Origin of the sequence: Thiorhodococcus minor, from assembly GCF_010820565.1 — a bacterium.
In the GTDB taxonomy this organism is placed as follows: domain Bacteria; phylum Pseudomonadota; class Gammaproteobacteria; order Chromatiales; family Chromatiaceae; genus Thiorhodococcus; species Thiorhodococcus minor.
This window is the reverse complement of sequence record NZ_JAAIJQ010000004.1, coordinates 50878-68823: the sequence shown is the minus strand read 5'-3', so window position 1 is coordinate 68823 and position 17946 is coordinate 50878. Positions and strand designations below refer to the sequence as shown.

General features: G+C 66.1%; 12 protein-coding genes. 9 read left to right on the top strand and 3 right to left on the bottom strand.

What is annotated here, in order from left to right; translation table 11 throughout:
• Positions 1–22: 22 nt before the first annotated feature.
• Positions 23–700, top strand: coding sequence for a YceH family protein (locus tag G3446_RS02235; protein WP_164450767.1), 678 nt, complete (start codon positions 23–25; stop codon positions 698–700).
• Positions 701–897: 197 nt separating this feature from the next.
• A complete protein-coding gene (locus tag G3446_RS02230; protein ID WP_164450766.1) occupies positions 898–4515 on the top strand; it encodes an EAL domain-containing protein in 3618 nt (1205 codons plus the stop codon).
• Between the two features lie 101 nt (positions 4516–4616).
• Here G3446_RS02230 and G3446_RS02225 read toward each other — a convergent pair whose 3' ends face one another.
• Both G3446_RS02225 and parE read right to left on the bottom strand, forming a co-directional pair.
• Positions 4617–5735 carry an FIST signal transduction protein gene (locus G3446_RS02225; RefSeq protein ID WP_164450765.1) on the bottom strand — a complete coding sequence of 373 codons (1119 nt, stop codon included), beginning with the start codon at positions 5733–5735 and terminating at the stop codon, positions 4617–4619.
• 68 nt (positions 5736–5803) lie between these two features.
• Positions 5804–7690 (bottom strand): DNA topoisomerase IV subunit B, encoded by a 1887-nt coding sequence (parE, locus tag G3446_RS02220; protein ID WP_164450764.1) that lies wholly within the window; start codon positions 7688–7690, stop codon positions 5804–5806.
• Positions 7691–7812: 122 nt separating this feature from the next.
• Here parE and G3446_RS02215 point away from each other — a divergent pair, with 122 nt between their 5' ends.
• The 5 genes from G3446_RS02215 (at position 7813) to cysZ (ending at position 12461) form a co-directional block, all read left to right on the top strand.
• Complete coding sequence (locus tag G3446_RS02215; RefSeq protein ID WP_164450763.1) at positions 7813–8052, top strand: exodeoxyribonuclease VII small subunit; 240 nt, start codon at positions 7813–7815, stop codon at positions 8050–8052.
• Positions 8049–8942, top strand: coding sequence for a (2E,6E)-farnesyl diphosphate synthase (gene ispA, locus G3446_RS02210; RefSeq protein WP_164450762.1), 894 nt, complete (start codon positions 8049–8051; stop codon positions 8940–8942). The genes G3446_RS02215 and ispA overlap by 4 nt, the downstream gene beginning before the upstream one ends.
• A 244-nt stretch (positions 8943–9186) precedes the next feature.
• A complete protein-coding gene (folE2, locus tag G3446_RS02205; protein WP_164450761.1) occupies positions 9187–10041 on the top strand; it encodes a GTP cyclohydrolase FolE2 in 855 nt (284 codons plus the stop codon).
• Positions 10032–10769: an alpha/beta fold hydrolase gene (locus tag G3446_RS02200; RefSeq protein WP_342450016.1), complete on the top strand. Its 738-nt coding sequence runs from the start codon at positions 10032–10034 to the stop codon at positions 10767–10769. The genes folE2 and G3446_RS02200 overlap by 10 nt, the downstream gene beginning before the upstream one ends.
• A 456-nt stretch (positions 10770–11225) precedes the next feature.
• Positions 11226–12461 carry a sulfate transporter CysZ gene (gene cysZ, locus G3446_RS02195; RefSeq protein WP_164450760.1) on the top strand — a complete coding sequence of 412 codons (1236 nt, stop codon included), beginning with the start codon at positions 11226–11228 and terminating at the stop codon, positions 12459–12461.
• A gap of 237 nt (positions 12462–12698) precedes the next feature.
• Here cysZ and G3446_RS02190 read toward each other — a convergent pair whose 3' ends face one another.
• Positions 12699–13421 (bottom strand): class I SAM-dependent methyltransferase, encoded by a 723-nt coding sequence (locus tag G3446_RS02190; protein ID WP_164450759.1) that lies wholly within the window; start codon positions 13419–13421, stop codon positions 12699–12701.
• A 294-nt stretch (positions 13422–13715) separates the two neighbouring features.
• Between G3446_RS02190 and G3446_RS02185 the strand changes: the two genes are divergently transcribed.
• Positions 13716–14876 (top strand): efflux RND transporter periplasmic adaptor subunit, encoded by a 1161-nt coding sequence (locus G3446_RS02185; protein WP_342450010.1) that lies wholly within the window; start codon positions 13716–13718, stop codon positions 14874–14876.
• Entirely contained in the window at positions 14873–17941 is a 3069-nt protein-coding gene (locus G3446_RS02180; RefSeq protein WP_164450758.1) for an efflux RND transporter permease subunit, read from the top strand. Before G3446_RS02185 ends, G3446_RS02180 begins: the two co-directional genes overlap by 4 nt.
• Positions 17942–17946: the final 5 nt, after the last annotated feature.

Sequence of the window (17946 nt, the reverse complement as noted above, 5' to 3'; positions counted from 1 at the left end):
ACCGTCAAGAGCCGCCAAGCCGATGCCCAGCCAACCGGAAACCGCCAACCTCGAGCCCTTGCTCACGCCCGTCCAGGCCCGCGTCATCGGGTGTCTCATGGAGAAGCAGCGCACGACGCCGGATCAATATCCCCTCACCCTCAATGGCCTGGTCAGCGCCTGCAACCAAAAGAGCGCTAGACACCCCGTCATGAGCCTCTCGCCGGGCGAGGTCGGACATGCCGTGGGGCAGCTGCAGACCAAGGGGCTGGTGCATGCCAGCTTCTCGGGGAGGACCGAGCGCTACGATCACAAGATGGTCGGGGCCTATTTCCTGAGCCGCGAAGAGCAGGCCATTCTCTGCGCACTCATGCTGCGCGGGCCGCAAACCCAAGGCGAGCTGCGTACCAACTGTGCGCGGATGGCCGATCTGCCGGGCTTGGAAGCGGTCAACGAGGCGCTTCAAGCCCTGATGGAGCGCGAGCGGGCCCTGGCGATGGAGCTGCCGCGCCTAGCCGGCAAGCGTGAGCAGAGGTTCGCGCACCTCCTATGCGGCGCGCCCGACCCGAGCGAGCTGGAAGCGCACGCGGACGACGCCGCCAGGTCCGGCCCCCATGCGAGTGCGCGTATCCAGACCTTGGAAGCGGAGATCGCCGCGCTGAGGAAAGAGCTGGACCGCCTCTGGGAGCTGACCGGCCTCGCCGATCGTCGCGAGGATTGAGCCCGATCAAGTGACGCGGCCAGACTTCGCCGAGGTCTCTTGCGGTCGGCGAGCCCAGATGCTACCAACGCGGCGATCGCGCTCCGAGCGCGCTTCCGCTCGCCGGATACGCCCACCGCCTAGCGGCGTCGCCAGACCGCCAATGCGAGATCGACGGGCCATGACTTCTCCCCTCGCCTGCCTTGGATAGACCTGCCATGTCACAGCCTTTCAGCACCTCCATCCGCATCGGCGTCATGCCTCCGCTCTCCGGGCTCGGAGGGCTCTATGGGCCGGAAATGTCCTTGGCGACCCAGATCGCTTGCGACGAGCTCAATGCCGCGGGCGGCATCCTCGGCAAGCCTGTCGAGCTCATCATCGCGGATGACGGCGGACTTCCGGAGACGGCGATCCAGACCGCCCGGCGCCTCCTCGACCTCGGCTGCGTGGCCCTGGTCGCAAACCTTCCCGCCAACACCCGCTCCGCCGTGGCGACACAGGTCGCCGAGCCGCGCGAGAGCCCCTATCTGAACTGCAGTTTCTACGAGGGTAGCCTTTACGGGCGCTACTTCTTCTCCTTCGGCGCCCTGCCCAACCAGCAGACCGAGCGCATGATCGGCCACCTGGCGAAGGTCGTCGGGGCCAAGATGTTCTTCGTCGGCAGCGGCCAGGAGTGGGAGCGCACCACCATGGAAACGGCGGCGGGACTGCTCCGCGAGCAAGGCGGCGACGTCCTTGGTATGGAGCTCGTCGGGACCGAGATCGAGCGAACGGACCCGATCCTGGAGCGTGTGAAATGCTCGGGGGCGGACATTGTCATGCCCTTCTTCGAGGGCGAGACCCAAATCCGCTTTCTCAAACGGCTCTGCCAGCTCGGCCTCAAACAGCACTTCGCCGTCGTCATGTGCAACTTCGACGAGGCCATTGCCGCCATGCTGCCGCCCGAGGTCCGCGAGGGTCTCTACGCGAGCGGCGCCTACTTCATGAGCGTCGAGACAGCCGCCAACGCGCGCTTTCTGAGGGCGATCGCGGCGCTGAATGAGGCGCAAGCCGCCCCGGGCGCCGGCAAGACCGTGGTCACGAGCCACGGCGAGGCCGCCTACCTCGCGATCCACGCCCTCGCACAAGCGGCGGGCACGGCCGAGTCGCTGGACCCAGCGGCCTTGGTGCGCTGCCTGGAGCAGGTCCAGGTCGAGGGTCCCCAGGGCAAGGTGCGCATGGACGCCCTGACGCATCACGCCCAGGTGAACGACTATCTGGCCCGCTGCAGCTTCGACGGCAGCTTCGAGACGCTCAAGCACTTCGGCGCGCGCCAGCCGGTGATCCCGGAGCGCTACCGCTATTGCCTGCCCCCGCTCGAGCGCGCGGAGATTGGCCCGAGCGGGGGAGAGCCCACGACCGAGCCAGGTCTCTCCGTCGCGATCGCGGGTGTCGACAGCGAAGGCAAGATCGCGCTCTTCAATCCGACCCTGCGCACCCTTTGGGGGCTGCCGGAGGACGAGGAGCTGATTGGTCTCCCAGTCACTGCCCTGTGGGACGACGAGGCCCGGCTCGCTGAGATTTCGCCGACGCTGACGCGCGCCCCGGAATGGCGGGGCACCCTGACCGCGCGCCGCGCCGACGGGACGCTGAAGCGCCTGGCCGTCGTGGCCGAGCCATTGCGGCATCGCGACAGGGAGATCGCTGGATACACCCTGGCCTGCATGGACACCCGCGCCCGTCTCGTGCCACAGGGCGAGGCATGCGGCCATGTCTTGGACATGGCGGACGTGGCCATCCTGGCGGCCGACGCCGAGGGCATCGTCATCAAGGCGAACCGGCGCGTCGGCGAGCTGTTCGGCTACGGCGGCGAGGAGCTGATCGGCCTCAGCGTCCACGTGCTGGTACCGCCTCAGTACCGCGAGCAGCACGCCCACCAGGTCGCTGGCTTCGTCCGCGGCGCCATGACGGAGCGCCCCATGGGCCTGCGCAGCGAGGTCACGGGGCTGCGCAAGGACGGCAGCGTCTTTCCCGCGGAGGTTTCCATCTCCAAGATCCGGGTCGATGGCAGGTGGCTACTGGTCGCGACGCTGAACGACATCACGGATCGCAAGCTCGCCGAGCACGAGCTGGTCTGGCACGCATCGCATGATTCGCTCACCGGACTGCCGAACCGCACGCTGATCCATGATCAGCTGACCCGTGCCCTGCTGCGCTCGAAGCGCCAGAGTCACGGCGTCGCCCTGCTCTTCATCGACCTGGACGGCTTCAAGCTCGTCAACGACGCGCACGGCCATGCCACGGGAGACGACCTGCTGAAGATGATCGCCTGGAAGCTCTTGGACCAGGTGCGTCCCGGTGACACCGTCGGACGCCTGGGCGGCGACGAGCTCGTCATCCTCTGCGATCGGGTGGAGTCGCCCAACGCCCTCACCGCACTGGCCGAGCGCATCAACGAGATGCTGCGCACGCCCCTGGAGGTGCAGGGGCACCAGCTCTTCGCCACGGCGAGCATCGGCCTGGCCATGGGCCATGGCACCACGCACAGCGCGGACGACCTGCTGCGCAACGCGGATGCGGCCATGTACAAGGCCAAGGAGCACGGCCGGGACGGCTGGCGCTTCTTCAGCGAAGAGATCCACCAGCAGGTACGCGAGCGCCTGGACATCACCAACGGGCTGAGACAGGCCATCGAGCGCGGCGAGCTGCAGGTGCGTTTCCAGCCCATCCTCGGCACCGAAAGCGAGATCGTCCGGGGCGCGGAGCTGCTGCTGCGCTGGCTGCCCGCGGAGGGCGAGATCCCGCCGGCCCGCTTCATTCCCATCGCCGAGATGACGGGCTCCATCGTCCCGATCGGGAAATGGGTCTTCGCGCAGGCCTGCGCCGCAGAGGCGGCCTGGCGCGCACGCTTCGCCGAGCGCGCGCCCTATGTCAGCGTCAATCTGTCCGCGCGACAGCTCAACGACGACACCTTGGTCCAGAGCGTGGCCGCTATCCTCGAAGAGACGGGCGCCGATCCCAGCCGCGTCCTGCTCGAGCTGACCGAAACCTCTTTGATGACCGACGTGAGCCGGAATCTTGACATCCTGAAGCAGCTCGCGGACCTCGGGATGCATGTCGCCGTCGACGACTTCGGCACCGGCTATTCGTCCCTTTCCCAGCTGCTGCGGATGCCGGTCAGCACGCTTAAGATCGACCGTGAGTTTGTCGACGGCATCGAGCGCGAGCAAGACAGCAAGGCCATCGTCTCGGCCGTCACCAGCATGGCGCGCGCCATGCAGCTCAAGGTCGTCGCCGAAGGCGTGGAGACCGAGGGCCAGCTGCGCTACTTGCGCGACCTCGGCTGCAACTACGTCCAGGGCTATCACTTCTATCGCCCCATGCCTCCGGCCGAGCTCGAGCAACTGCTCGCGACGCAGAGCGCGAGCCAAGCCGCGGAGCCAGCCGACGCGCTCTATACCCTGCTCTATGTCAGCGTTGCCAGCGAGCCGATGAGCGACCGGGCGCTCAGCGATTTGCTGCAAGGCTCGCGCGCCAAGAACCGCAGTCAGGGCATCACTGGCTTCTTGCTCTATCTCAACGGCTCATTTCTGCAAGTGCTCGAAGGCAGCCGCCAGCAGGTTCAGACGCTCGTCGAAACCATCGCCAAAGACCCGCGCCATCACTCGATACGCACCCTCTACGAAGGGCCCATCGCGCGACGCGCCTTCGCCGACTGGAGCATGGGGTTCCGCAACATGAGCCACATGGATCAGGGCTTCGACTTCAAGGCCTGGCAGGTGCGCACCCTGAGCTTCGTCGAAATGTCGGAGGATCCGGAGGTCTGCTACAACCTGATCACGGCGCTCGCCCGCTAGCCCAGCGCGACTCAGCCCCCGGACAGGGCGCGCAGGCACAATGGCGCCGTGGCAGCCTGCCGCGCTTTGCGGTGGGGCCAGAGCGCCCTCGACCGCGCCGCTCAGAGAAAGAGCGTCAGCACGCCCGTGTAGCCGTAGATGCGGTCTTGCGAGATCTCACCGTTCGCGTAGAAGCCGATCAGCGGGAAGTCACCGAGCCTTCTTTGGATCTGCTTGAGCTCGGCCGAGCCCGGCCCGAACAGGTTGGCGCCTCGGCCCAGGCATGACACATAGATGCCGCCGCGCGGCCTACCCGAGAGCCGCCGCTTGATCGCCGTCAGCATGCGGTCGAGATCCTCCTTCGCGGTCCCGGCGTCGCGACGGCAGAAGACGATCTGCTGCCCCGCCTCGACCAGCTCGGCAACGGCGAGGAGACTGTGATTCGGGTCCACGCCGACGAGGTTGCGCACGATGTAGTCCCCCGTGTCCGAGCCGCGAATCGGCAGCCCCACGAAGACATTGTCGCCTAGCTCAGACAAGTCCGAGGCCAGCTCCTCGCCGATGTCTCCGCGCATGACGTCCAGCGCCGGGTGGCCATCGATCTCGATCAGGATATTGCGCTGACAATCCGTGATGGCGTGGGTCGGCCCCATTGGCGAGCAGCCTTGCGTCAGCGCGGTCGTGACCGCGACACTGTCGGTGAGCAGAACACCCGAGAGCGGGTCCGCGCTGCAGCGGTCGGCGATGCTCTTGCCTCCCCCCTGAGGGCTTCCGAGGCCACCGACGAGAAACCCCGTCGTCGTGCTCCGCGCAAGCTCGCGCACCAGCTCCTCGATCGTCCCATGGGCCGGATCGCCATGCACCAGCCCGATGAAGGGCTGCCGGTCGGCGATCCAGGCGCCGTTGAGCGCATCGAATTCGGCCATGTCTCCACCTGGGACGCTGAAGACGCGAAAGGCGTCCGGCGTGAGCTCCGCGAGCATCAGGGCAACGGCGGGCTGCTCATAGTACTCGGCCCCTGTCGCGCAGATGCCCCCGCCCTGGGCGCCGACCCAGTGCTCGATCCCGGTCGAGGCACGCACCAGGCCCAAGAGGTCCTCCAGATCGTCAGCAACGGCATCCGTGGCGTAGAGGATCCCGAGATTCGCCTGCTCCGGCACCTGACCGATCTGAGTCAGACAGTCGATCGCCGCCTGGCGCCAATCGGCGCCAGCGGCATGACCATAGCGGAACTGGGGCATCGGGATTCACTCCGGAGACTGGTGCGGCGGCCCGCGCGCGGGGCGGGCCGCTCGGCTGGCGCGGCGCGCTAGACTTCGGCGAGATCGCCCTTCGCTTGCAGCCAGCTGCGGCGATCCGCAGCGCGCCGTTTGGCCAAGAGCATATCCAACAAGGTATCGCTCTGATCGTCAGGTTCAACCGTGAGCTGTACCAGACGTCGCGTATCCGGATGAATGGTCGTCTCACGCAGCTGGGCGGGATTCATCTCGCCGAGTCCCTTGAAGCGCTGGACGTTGACCTTGCCCTTGATCCGCTCGGCCTCGATGCGGTCCAGGATGCCGCGCTTCTCGTCGTCGTCCAGCGCATAGTAGACCTGTTTGCCGACGTCGATGCGATAAAGCGGCGGCATGGCGACATAGACGTGTCCCTGGGCGACCAGGGTGCGGAAATGCCTGAGGAAGAGCGCGCACAGCAGCGTCGCGATGTGGGCGCCATCGGAGTCGGCGTCGGCCAGGATGCAGACCTTGCCGAAGCGCAGCCGGCTGAGATCCTCGCCCCCCGGATCGACCCCGATCGCGACGGCGATGTCGTGCACCTCCTGGGAGCCGAGCACCTCGGCCGGATCGACCTCCCAGGTGTTCAGGATCTTGCCGCGCAAGGGCAGGATCGCCTGGAACTCACGGTCGCGTGCCTGCTTGGCGGAGCCGCCGGCGGAATCGCCCTCGACCAGGAAGAGCTCGCTGCGCTCGGGGTCGGTCGCCGTGCAGTCCGCCAGCTTGCCCGGCAGTGCCGGCCCCTGGGAGACCTTCTTGCGGGTGACCGTGCGGCCCGCGCGCAGCCGCGCCTGAGCGGCGCCGATGGCCAGCTCGGCGATGCGCTCGCCCGCCTCGACGTGCTGATTGAGCCAGAGACTGAAGGAGTCTTTGACCACGCCGGAGACGAAGGCCGCGCACTCGCGCGAGGACAGCCGCTCCTTGGTCTGACCCGAAAACTGCGGATCGAGCATCTTGACCGAGAGGATATAGCTCAACCGCCCCCAGATGTCCTCGGGCGCCAGCTTGACACCGCGTGGCAGCAGATTGCGGAACTCGCAGAACTCGCGCACCGCCTCGGTCAGCCCGGTGCGCAGACCGTTGACATGGGTACCGCCCTGAACGGTCGGGATCAGATTGACGTAGCTCTCGGCGATGGGCTCGCCGCCCTCGGGCAGCCAGGCGAGCGCCCAGCTCGCGGTCTCGTTGTTGCCCTCCATATCGCCGACAAAGGGCTCGGCGGGCAGGATCTCGGCGCCCTTGAGCGACTGCGTCAGATAGTCCCGGAGGCCTTCTTCATAGCACCAGGTGGTCTCGTCGCCCGTGGTCTCGTCGCGGAAACGGACCTCGAGCCCCGGGCACAGCACCGCCTTGGCGCGGAGCAGGTGCATCAAGGGCCGCACGGCAAACTTGGGCGTGTCGAAATACTTGGGATCTGGCCAGAAGCGCAGCCGGGTGCCTCTGCTGGCCCGACCGACCTTGCCGACTTCGGCCAGATCGGAGACCTTCGCCCCATCCTCGAAGGCCATGCCGTACTCGGCTCCGCCGCGCTTGACCCAGACTTCCAGACGCTTGGAGAGCGCGTTGACCACAGAGACGCCGACCCCGTGCAGACCGCCGGAAAAACGGTAATTGTCCGAGTTGAACTTGCCGCCCGCGTGAAGCTTGGTCAGGATCACCTCGACCCCGGGAAGCCCCTCCTGCGGATGGACGTCGACCGGCATACCGCGGCCGTCATCTGTCACTTCCAGCGAGCCGTCCTGCAGCAGCGACACCGAGATGCGCCTGGCGTGGCCCGCCAGGGCCTCGTCGACGCTGTTGTCGATGACCTCTTGGGCCAGATGGTTCGGACGCGAGGTGTCCGTATACATCCCTGGGCGCTTGCGCACAGGGTCGAGACCCATGAGGACCTCGATCGCTGAAGCATCGTAATTGCCGGTCATTGCCGTCGGGGGTTTTCCTTGCTGCGGGAGGATCGAAAGGCGCGGGTGGCCGCGGCCGCTGAGCCGGTTTGACCACTCAAACGACCTACGGTACCGTACTTGGAAAGTCTGATTCAAACCCTATGAACGAGCCCGCCGATTCCCCACAGCCATCCTTCGAGCAAGCCCTCGGCGACCTGGAAGCCATCGTCGACGCCTTGGAGAAGGGCGACATGCCCCTGGAAGCCTCGCTCGCGGCCTTCGAGCGTGGCGTTGGGCTGACGCGCGTCTGCCAGCAAGCGCTCGACAGCGCGGAGCAGCGGGTCCGCATCCTCACCGACGCCCGGCCAGACGCCGAGCCTGAGCCCTTCGACCCTCAATGACCCAAAACAATTTCGACGCCTTTCGGACGCGTTGTCTCGCGCGCACCGAGTCAACGCTCGACGAGATCTTGCCACCCGTCAGCGTGCAGCCGTCGCGCCTGCACGAGGCCATGCGCTACACCGTGCTCGCCTCCGGCAAGCGCATCCGCCCCCTGCTCGCCTACGCCGCAGGCGAGGCCATGGGGGTCGAGAACGACGCGCTCGACCGTCCGGCGGCCTCCGTCGAGCTGATCCATGCCTACTCACTCATCCATGACGACCTGCCAGCCATGGACGACGACGATCTCAGGCGCGGCCGCCCGACCTGCCACCGCGCCTTCGACGAGGCCACCGCCATTCTCGCCGGCGACGCCCTGCAGACGCTGGCCTTCCAGATCCTCGCCGAGGCGCCCGGGCTCAGGGCCGAGTCGCGCATCCGCATGGTGGAGACCCTATCTCGCGCAAGCGGATCGCGCGGCATGGTGGGCGGCCAGGCCATGGACCTGGAGGCCGAGGGCACGCCGCTAGACGTCGCCATGCTGGAGAACATCCACATCCACAAGACAGGCGCACTCATCCGCGCCTCTGTCCAGATGGGCATCAGGGCCCGGGGTGACGTGGTTCCGGACCACGCGGAGCGGCTCGATCACTTCGCCAAGTGTCTCGGCCTAGCCTTCCAGATCAAGGACGACATCCTGGACGTCGAGGGCGACACCAGCGAGATCGGCAAGACCGCCGGCCGCGACCTGGAGCTCAACAAGGCGACCTACCCCGCCATCGTCGGGCTGACCGAGGCCAAGGAGATGGCGAAGCGCCTGACCGACGAGGCCCATGCCGCCCTGGAAGTCTTCGGCGGCGCCGCAGACCCGCTGCGCTGGGTCGCCAACGCCTTGCTCGAGCGCAAGCATTAGCCGGCAGTCGGCGGCAAGGTCGCCGACCTGAGGCCCCGCTTCGGACGGACGTCGCCTCACAGAGCGCACATCGAGACCGCGAGGCGCCCTGTGGGCGCCTCGCGGTCCGCCGATTCTCCAGCTCGAGTGCCCAGCCCGCGTCCAAAGATGCTTCCATCGCACTCATCGCCGCTTTTCCTGGTAGGCCCCAGACCCAACCTCTTTGGCGAAAGCAGGCAGTAAAGATCCGTTGAGGAATTCGTTTATGGAGCAATCGCTCAAGACCAGGTGCAGTGTCCCGACCGCGGAGGGCGAGATCGCCGACGTGCAAGGGAGCACCGACACGCGCCGCATCGCTATCGACAAGGTGGGCATCAAGAACATCCGCCACCCCGTGCGCGTGCGCGAGCGCAGCGGCATGGAGCAGCACACGGTCGCGGCCTTCAACATGTACGTCTATCTCCCGCACGACTTCAAGGGCACGCATATGTCCAGGTTCGTGCAGATCCTGAACAATCACGAGCGTGAGATCAGCGTCCCCTCGTTCAAGGAGATGCTCGCGGAGATGTCCGAGCGGCTGGAGTCCGAGGCTGGCCACATCGAGATGCGCTTTCCCTTCTTCATCAACAAGAAGGCCCCCGTGTCCGGTGTCCGGAGCCTGCTCGACTACGACGTGACCTTCGTCGGCGAGATCCGTCACGGCGAGCCCAAGCTGGAGATCAAGGTGGTCATCCCGGTCACCAGTCTCTGCCCCTGCTCCAAGGAGATCTCCTCCTACGGAGCGCACAATCAGCGCTCGCACGTCACGGTTCAGGTGCGGGCGCAGGCGTTCATCTGGCTCGAAGAGATCATCGAGATGGTCGAGCAAGAGGCCTCGTCCGAGCTCTTCGGACTCCTCAAGCGGCCGGACGAGAAGTTCGTCACCGAGCGCGCCTACGACAACCCCAAGTTCGTCGAGGACATGGTGCGGGATGTCGCCAGACGATTGAACGCCGACGACCGCATCCTGGCCTACGTGGTCGAGGCCGAGAACTTCGAGTCCATCCACAACCATTCGGCCTATGCCCTGATCGAGCGTGACAAGGAGCAGGAGGCGCAGACCGCGGAGGCATCGCTCTGAGCCGAGGCCGGACCGGCTGCCTGCTTCTGCATGGCTTCACCGGCGACAAGGAGGATTGGCGCTCCAGTCTCCCCGGCCCGACGTCGGGTGGCTGGCTCGCCATGGATCTGCCCGGACACGGCGATGCGGCCGCCCCGGAAGGCGATTTCGAGTGCGTCGTCCACTCCCTGCTGGCCGCTTTGCCGCAGAGCATCACCGAGATTGCCGGCTACTCGCTCGGGGGACGTATCGCGCTCGGCATGCTTGCCCGGGCGCCTCTGCGCTTCCGGCGCGCGACCATCGTTTCCGCACACCCAGGACTGAGCGATCCGGCCGAGCGGGCTGCACGGCTGCGGCAGGACGCGCGCTGGATCCACCTCCTGGAAGCACAAGGAATCGCCGCCTTCGTCGCGGCCTGGGAGGCCCAGCCGCTCTTCGCCAGCCAGTCCCGGCTGCCGGCCGAGACTCTGCTGCGTCAACGCCAGCGCCGGCTGAGTCAACGGGCGCCCGGCTTGGCCGCCAGCCTGAGAGCGACTGGTTTGGGCGCCATGCCGAGCACCTGGTCGGCGCTGCGCGCCTACCCAGGGCAGCTGCGCTGGGTGGTTGGCGGCGCGGACGCCAGGTTTCTTGGGATCGCGCACCAGGTTGTAGAGCTGCGGCCGGAGACCGAGCTTCATGTTCTCCCCGAGGTCGGACACAACCCGCTCCTCGAGTGTCCCGCGCAGCTGGCCCAGATCCTGGCCGGCTAGCGCGACGCCCTTGCGCCTGACGCCGGGCTTTCCGCTTCGCCCGGATCGGGCGCACCCATCACCGCGCCTTCCCAAGCCATTGCTCGACATGCAGAATTGCGGGACATGCAGAATCATGTGACATGCACAATCGCTCGACATGCACAAAGGATGACCCGTCTCGGGCTAGATTTCTGATTTTGCCGAGAATATCTTAGGAACGGTCGGGATCTCACGCCAACGTCGACCATGTGAGCACCTGCCCAAGGCAGGGATGCGGCAGACCTGGTAGCGTCACCAGATCAGGGGACATGCCGGTTATACTGGAGGCCTATCCCCCTTGGTCCGACTCGGACCCGACAGCGTCCGGACTCCGCCCCTTGGAAGACGATCTCGCAGCGCGCCGCGAGCCGACGGCTCGGCAGAACGCGCAGCCATCTGGAGACACACAGGCGGATAACCGCTTCACAGAGACCTATGCTCACGAACGCCTTCTCAGGCGCCCGCTATCTCTTGCAGGGCGTCAAGCTCATCAGCCGGCCCGGACTGCGGCCCTTCGTCGTCGTTCCACTGCTGGTGAACATCCTCGTCTTCACCGGCGCCATCTACGCCGGCGTCGCCCAATTCGAAGCGCTCATGGCGCTCCTGGACTCCAAGGTGCCGAGCTGGCTCGGTTGGCTGGACTGGCTGCTCTGGCCGGTCTTCATTCTGGTCATGCTGGTGGTGGTCTTCTACACCTTCGGAATGGTCGCCAACCTGATCGCCTCGCCCTTCAACAATCTGCTGGCCGAAAAGGTCGAGCTGATGCTCACTGGGCGCCCCCTCGAGCAAGACAACGACTATCGGCGCTTGTTGACCGAGCTTATCCCGACCCTGATCGACGAGCTGAAGAAGATCCTCTACGCCACGCTTCTCGCCATCCCCTTCTTGCTGCTCATGCTGGTGCCTGTCGCCGGCCCGCCGCTGTGGTTCCTCTACACGGCCTGGATCCTCGCCGTGCAGTACTGCGACTACCCGATGGGCAATCACGGTCTCAAGTTCCGCGAGATGCGCCAACGGCTCGGCGAGCGCCGTACCCTGAGTCTCGGGTTCGGCGCCGCGGCCGCTGGGCTCGGCATGGTGCCGATCCTCAATTTCATTCTCATGCCGAGCGCCGTGGCCGGTGCCACGGCGATGTGGCTGCGCGAGCTGAAGCCCGCGAGCAATTACCAAGGGCCGCATCAGTCGAGAGTGGCCACCCGCCATGTCCTGCTGACGATCGATCATCTGTCCGGCCGCATCAACGGAGAGATCCTCGCCGGGCCATCGCGGGGTCGCAGCCTGGAGGAGGTCGCCACCGAGGAGCTGCTCGACCTGCTCGGAACCTTCTACCAGACCGACGCGGATTCCGCCGAGGCGCTCGAGGTCTATCTGAGCCAGGCGCGCGGCCATGTCTTCCACAGGCCGCCGCCGAATCAACGTCCGGAGACGAGAGCCGCACCCGAGCCGCGCGCAATGGATGGCTCGGAGGCATGCGCGATCCTGGGCATCGGCCCGGACGAGGACGAGGAAGCCGTCCGGGCAGCCCATCGACGCCTCATCCAGCGACTACACCCAGACCGCGGCGGCTCCGACTACCTCGCTGCCAAGGTCAACGAGGCCAAGTCGGTGCTGACAGGAGCTGGATCGCGGCGCTCGGGCGGCGAGCCGCGAAGCGCCTCAGACCGGGCTTGATGCCCGCCTGAGGCGAGACGCAGAGGCTGTAAGCGAGTCGAGAAGTGGTCTGAAGATGGTCGTCCCGTCTTCGGAAACCGCGCGTCAGAAATGGACAGGATTTGCAGGATTGACAGGATTTCGTTGGGTAAAAGAACGCCTTATATGAATCCTGTAAACCTTGAGACTTCCTGTTGATCCTGTCCAAGTCGAGATAGACCGCTCCGCGGTCTCGGCATGCAGGGATCCAAGCAGCGTCTAAGACACCCGGCGGAGCAGGTCGACCCGGTGCGGCTTCATGAAGCCTGCGCCCTCGGGCCTGAGATGCCGCTCGAACGCCGTTCGAACGCGCGCAATCTGCGCGTCGTCGAGATCATGCTCGGTGTGGGTGACATGCAGGAATCTGCCCGCGAAGCTGTCCCAGTCCGGGTAGACGCCCTCCGCCTGGTAGAAGACCTCACGCTCAAGCTGGAATAGACCTGCGTCGGCCGACCGCCGCAACCCCTCGAAGGCGGCGATCCGCACCTCGCGCTCGTCGTGGATGAGGCGCATCACCTCGTTGAAGGGTCCCCAGTAGACGGGCTCCGAGACATAGAGCAGTCCACCTGGGACGAGCACCCGGTGGATCTCCCGGAGCGCCTGGTCCATCCGGTCCACGGGAACATGGTGGAGCGACTTCAGCATCAGGGCGACGTCATAGCTGGCGTCCGGCGCGTCGATGGCCTCCGCGCCACCCAGCCGAAAGCTCACCTTGGGCAGATCCTGGATCTCCAGGTTCTTCGCATGCTGAATCCGGTCCACCTCGGTCGCCGTGACCTGCGCCGCATCCAGCTGCTCGACAAGCTGCCTGGTCATCCAGGCGGCGCCACAGCCCAGCTCGATGACGCGTCTTCCCGCGACGCGCAGCAGGTCCCGCATCACGTCCAGCTCGCCGCAGCTGCGGTAGGCCTCCGGGTCGTTGATTTTGAATTGCAAGCTCATGATCACAATGCTCCTTCTTGAAGCCGCCAAGGCGTGTAGAGAAGGCGCGGTCGGCCGCCAGCGATCGGCGTCGATGCGCTTCTGACCCATCGCTGGCAGGCGCGCGCGCTTTCTAGCATCATAGCGACCAGGAGCAGGGGACAGTGCATCCGGCATCCGAGGTCGCTCGCGAGCCGCCGACTGGAAGGCCTTCGGATTGCGGCACCGCGGATCGGCGCGCACAGGCTCAATAATGGCGCCCGAGGTGGGGCGCTCATCCCCTGCAGCCGTCCCCTCGCCCGCCGCAAGCCGCCCATGGATTCGGTCCACCGGCCCCACAAGGCTCAGCTACTGCCCATGATCTCCCGCTTCCTCTTGGTTCTCATCGCACTGCTCGCCATCGTCGGCGGCTTGGCCTTCATCAAGTACACGCAGATACAGAAAGAGATGGCGGGCGCTTCCCGGCCCAGGCCCGCACCCGTGGTCTCGGTCACCCATGTCACCTCCGAGACCTGGCAGCCGAGTCTCAAGGCAGTAGGAACCGTGCAGGCGGTCCAGGGCACCCTGGTCAACAATCAGGTGCCGGGGCAGGTCCAGGAGATCCTGTTCGAGTCTGGCGCCATGGTCACCAAGGGTCAGATCCTGATCCGGCTGGACGATGAAGTCGATCGCGCCGATCTCGACGGGCTGTTGGCCGCGGAGCGATTGGCAGGGATCAAGCTCAAGCGCAATCGCAGCCTCTTGAAGGACCGCGCCGTCGCCCAAGGCGACGTCGACGAGATCACGGCGGCCCTCGATCAAGCCAGGGCCCAGGTCAAGGCCAAGCGGGCCACCATCGAGAAGAAGGCGATCCGCGCCCCCTTCTCGGGACAGCTCGGTATTCGCCAGGTCAACCTGGGACAGTACCTGCCCGCCGGCTCGAGCATCGTCTCCCTGCAGGCCTTGGATCCGACGTTCGTCGATTACAGTCTTCCGGAGCGTCACCTCGCCGTGCTGACCAAGGGTCAAGAGGTCCAGGCGCGCGTCGCCGCCTATCCTGACCGGGTCTTCAGCGGCCGCATCGAGGCCATCAGCCCGGCGATCGATCAGGGGACGCGCAACGTCCAGGTCAGGGCCAGATTCACGAACCAGGATCTGGCACTCCGCCCGGGGATGTTCGCCCGCGTCACCACGCTCCTGCCGACCAGGGGCGAGACGCTCACGCTGCCCCGCGAGGCCATCACCTTCAGCACCTACGGCGACTCCGTTTACCTCGTCCGTGAGGTAGAGGGCAAGCCGCAGGTCCAACGCCGCCAAATTCGCACCGGCGATGCCCGCGGCGGCCGTGTCGCCGTGCTGGAGGGGCTCGCCGATGGTGATACAGTCGTGCTCGCGGGCCAGGTGAAGCTCACCAACGGCCAAGAGATCCGCATCAAGGAGGAGGCGCCGAGTACAGGCTCGCATCAAGGGCCAACGCCCAGCGCATCGACCCCATGAGCTTCACCGACATCTTCGTTCGGCGGCCCGTCCTCGCGACCGTCGTCAGTCTGCTGATCTTCATCCTGGGCGTGCGCGCCTTCCTCGGCCTCGAGGTGCGCCAGTACCCGGAGACCAAGAATACCGTCGTCTCGGTCAGCACGGCCTATCCGGGCGCCAGCAGCGAGCTGGTGCAGGGCTTCATCACCACGCCGCTGCAGCAGGCGATCGCCGAGGCCGACGGGATCGACTATCTCTCGGCGACCAGCTCGGCGGGCACCTCGGTGATCGAGGCCCACATGCGGCTGAACTATGACCCCAATGCCGCCGTGGCCGAGATCCAGGCCAAGGTCGCCAGCCAGCTCAACGTCCTGCCGGAAGCGGCACAGAACCCGGTCATCGATTCCACCACCGGGAGCACCACGGCGCTCATGTATCTCGCCTTCTACAGCGAGGAGATGAGCCTGCCGCAGATCACGGACTACCTGCTGCGCGTCGCTCAGCCGCAGCTGCAGGCGCTCGAGGGCGTCGCCAAGGCGGAGCTGATCGGCAACAAGACCTACGCCATGCGCATCTGGCTGGATCCGGCGCGCATGGCCGCGCTCGGCGTCAGCGGCACAGACGTCACCCAGGTGCTCGAGAGCAACAACTACCTGACGGGCGTCGGCAACATCCGCGGCGAGATGGTCCAGGTGGACCTCTCGGCCACGACGGACGTCAGCAGCGTCGAGGACTTCCGCCGCCTGGTCGTGGGCGCCGAGAACGGCGCGCTCGTGCGGCTCGACGACATCGCCGACGTCGAGCTCGGCGCCGCGGACTATGACTCCAGCACCCTCTATAAGGGCATCCCCGCGATCTTTATCGCCATCGAGCAGACGCCAGGCTCGAATCCGCTCGACGTCGCCGAGCGCGTGCGCGACCTCATCCCCGAGCTGCGCACCCAGTTTCCAGAGGGCCTGAGCGCCAAGACCGCCTACGACGCCAGCGAGTTCATCGAGGACTCCATCGCGGAGGTCTTCAAGACCCTCGCCGAGGCGGTGCTCATCGTGCTCTTCGTCATCTTCCTGTCGCTCGGCTCGATCCGCGCGGCCCTGGTGCCATCGGTCGCCGTGCCGCTGTCCATCATCGGCGCCGGCTTCCTGATGCTGCTGATGGGGTTCTCGGTCAACCTGCTGACCCTGCTCGCCATGGTGCTCGCCATCGGGCTGGTGGTCGACGACGCCATCGTGGTGGTCGAGAACGTGCACCGCCATCTCGAGATGGGCAAGCCGCGCTTCACGGCAGCCATCGACGCCGCGCGCGAGCTGGCGATCCCCATCATCGCCATGACCACGACCCTGGTTGCGGTCTATGCCCCCATCGGCTTCATGGGCGGCCTGGTCGGCTCACTCTTCACCGAGTTCGCCTTCACGCTCGCCGGCGCCGTGCTCATCTCAGGTGTCGTGGCGCTCACCCTGTCGCCCATGCTGGCGTCCAAGGTGCTCGTCAGCGGCGAGCGCCAGGGGCGCTTCGAGCGCTGGGTCGAGCACACCTTCGAGCGACTGGCCGGCGGCTACCGCGGCCTGCTGCACCGCTGGCTGCGCTACCCCGCCGCCACCGTGCTGGTCGCCATCGTGATTCTGGGCGCCATCTATGCCATGTACGGCATGACCAAGAAGGAGCTCGCCCCGACCGAGGACCAGAGCATCCTCTTCATGATGGCCACCGCGCCTCAGACCGCCACCATCGACTACGACCTGCGCTACGTGAAGGAGATCCTGCCCATCTTCGAGGCCATCCCGGAGTACAAGGAGAGCTTCATCCTGGCGGGATTCGGCGGCGACCAGAGCACGACCTTCGGGGGCTTCAAGATGCCTCCGCCCTCCGAGCGCGAGCGCTCGCAAATGGAGGTGCAGCCCCAGCTGCAAGGCGCCCTCAGCCAGGTAGCCGGCTTGCAGACGGTGGTCTTCCCCAGGCCCAGTCTGCCGACACCCGGCCGCGGCATTCCGGTCGAGTTCGTCATGGTCTCCGACCGCTCCTATGAGGAGCTGAACGCCCTCTCCGGCCAATTGCTCGGCAAGGCCATGCAGAGCGGTCAGTTCATGTTCTTGCAGCAGGACGTGAAGTTCGAGCGGCCGCGCACCCTCATCGAGGTGGATCGGGATCTCGCGGGCGACCTCGGCATCAGCATGCAAGACCTCGGCAAGAGTCTCTCGTCGCTTCTGAACGACAACTACGTGAATTGGTTCAGTCTCGAGGGACGCAGCTACAAGGTCATCCCCCAAGTCGCCCAGAAATTCCGCAACGACACAGGTGAGATTGGGGACTTCTACCTGCGCAGCGCCTCCGGCGAGCTGGTGCCCCTGGCCGCGCTGGTCGATTTCTCACAGCAGGTCGAGCCATCCAAGCGCATGCAGTTCCAGCAGCTCAACGCCATCACCCTTTCCGGCGTCATGGTGCCCGGCGTCACCTTGGGCGATGCCCTGAGGTACCTGGAGCAAGCGTCGGAAGCGCTCTTTCCGCGCGGAGTGCGTTGGGACTACAAGGGCGAATCGCGCCAGTTCAAGAGCGAGGGCGCCGCGCTCGAGGTGACCTTCTTCCTCTCGCTCCTCATCATCTACCTGGTGCTGGCGGCCCAGTTCGAGAGCTGGCGCGATCCCTTCGTCATCCTCATGTCGGTGCCCCTGTCCATCGCCGGCGCCATGGCCTTTCTGTTCCTCGGCTTCGCGAGCGTCAATATCTACACCCAGGTCGGGCTCATCACCCTGATCGGCCTGGTGGCCAAGAACGGCATCCTCATCGTGGAGTTCGCCAACCAGGTGCGTGAGAAACAGGGCCTCTCCAAGCAGGACGCGGTCGAGCAGGCATCGGCGATTCGGCTGCGCCCCATCCTCATGACCACGGTCGCCATGCTCGTCGCCATGATCCCGCTCCTGACGGCAAGCGGTCCGGGCGCCGTGAGCCGCTTCGATATCGGACTGGTGATCGTCACCGGCCTGGGGATCGGGACACTCTTTACACTTTTCGTTGTTCCCGCGTTCTATATGCTGCTTTCGCCAAAGGAGCTGCGCCCGCCCGAAGAGTCCCCCAAAGCCAGCACAGCCTGACCCAC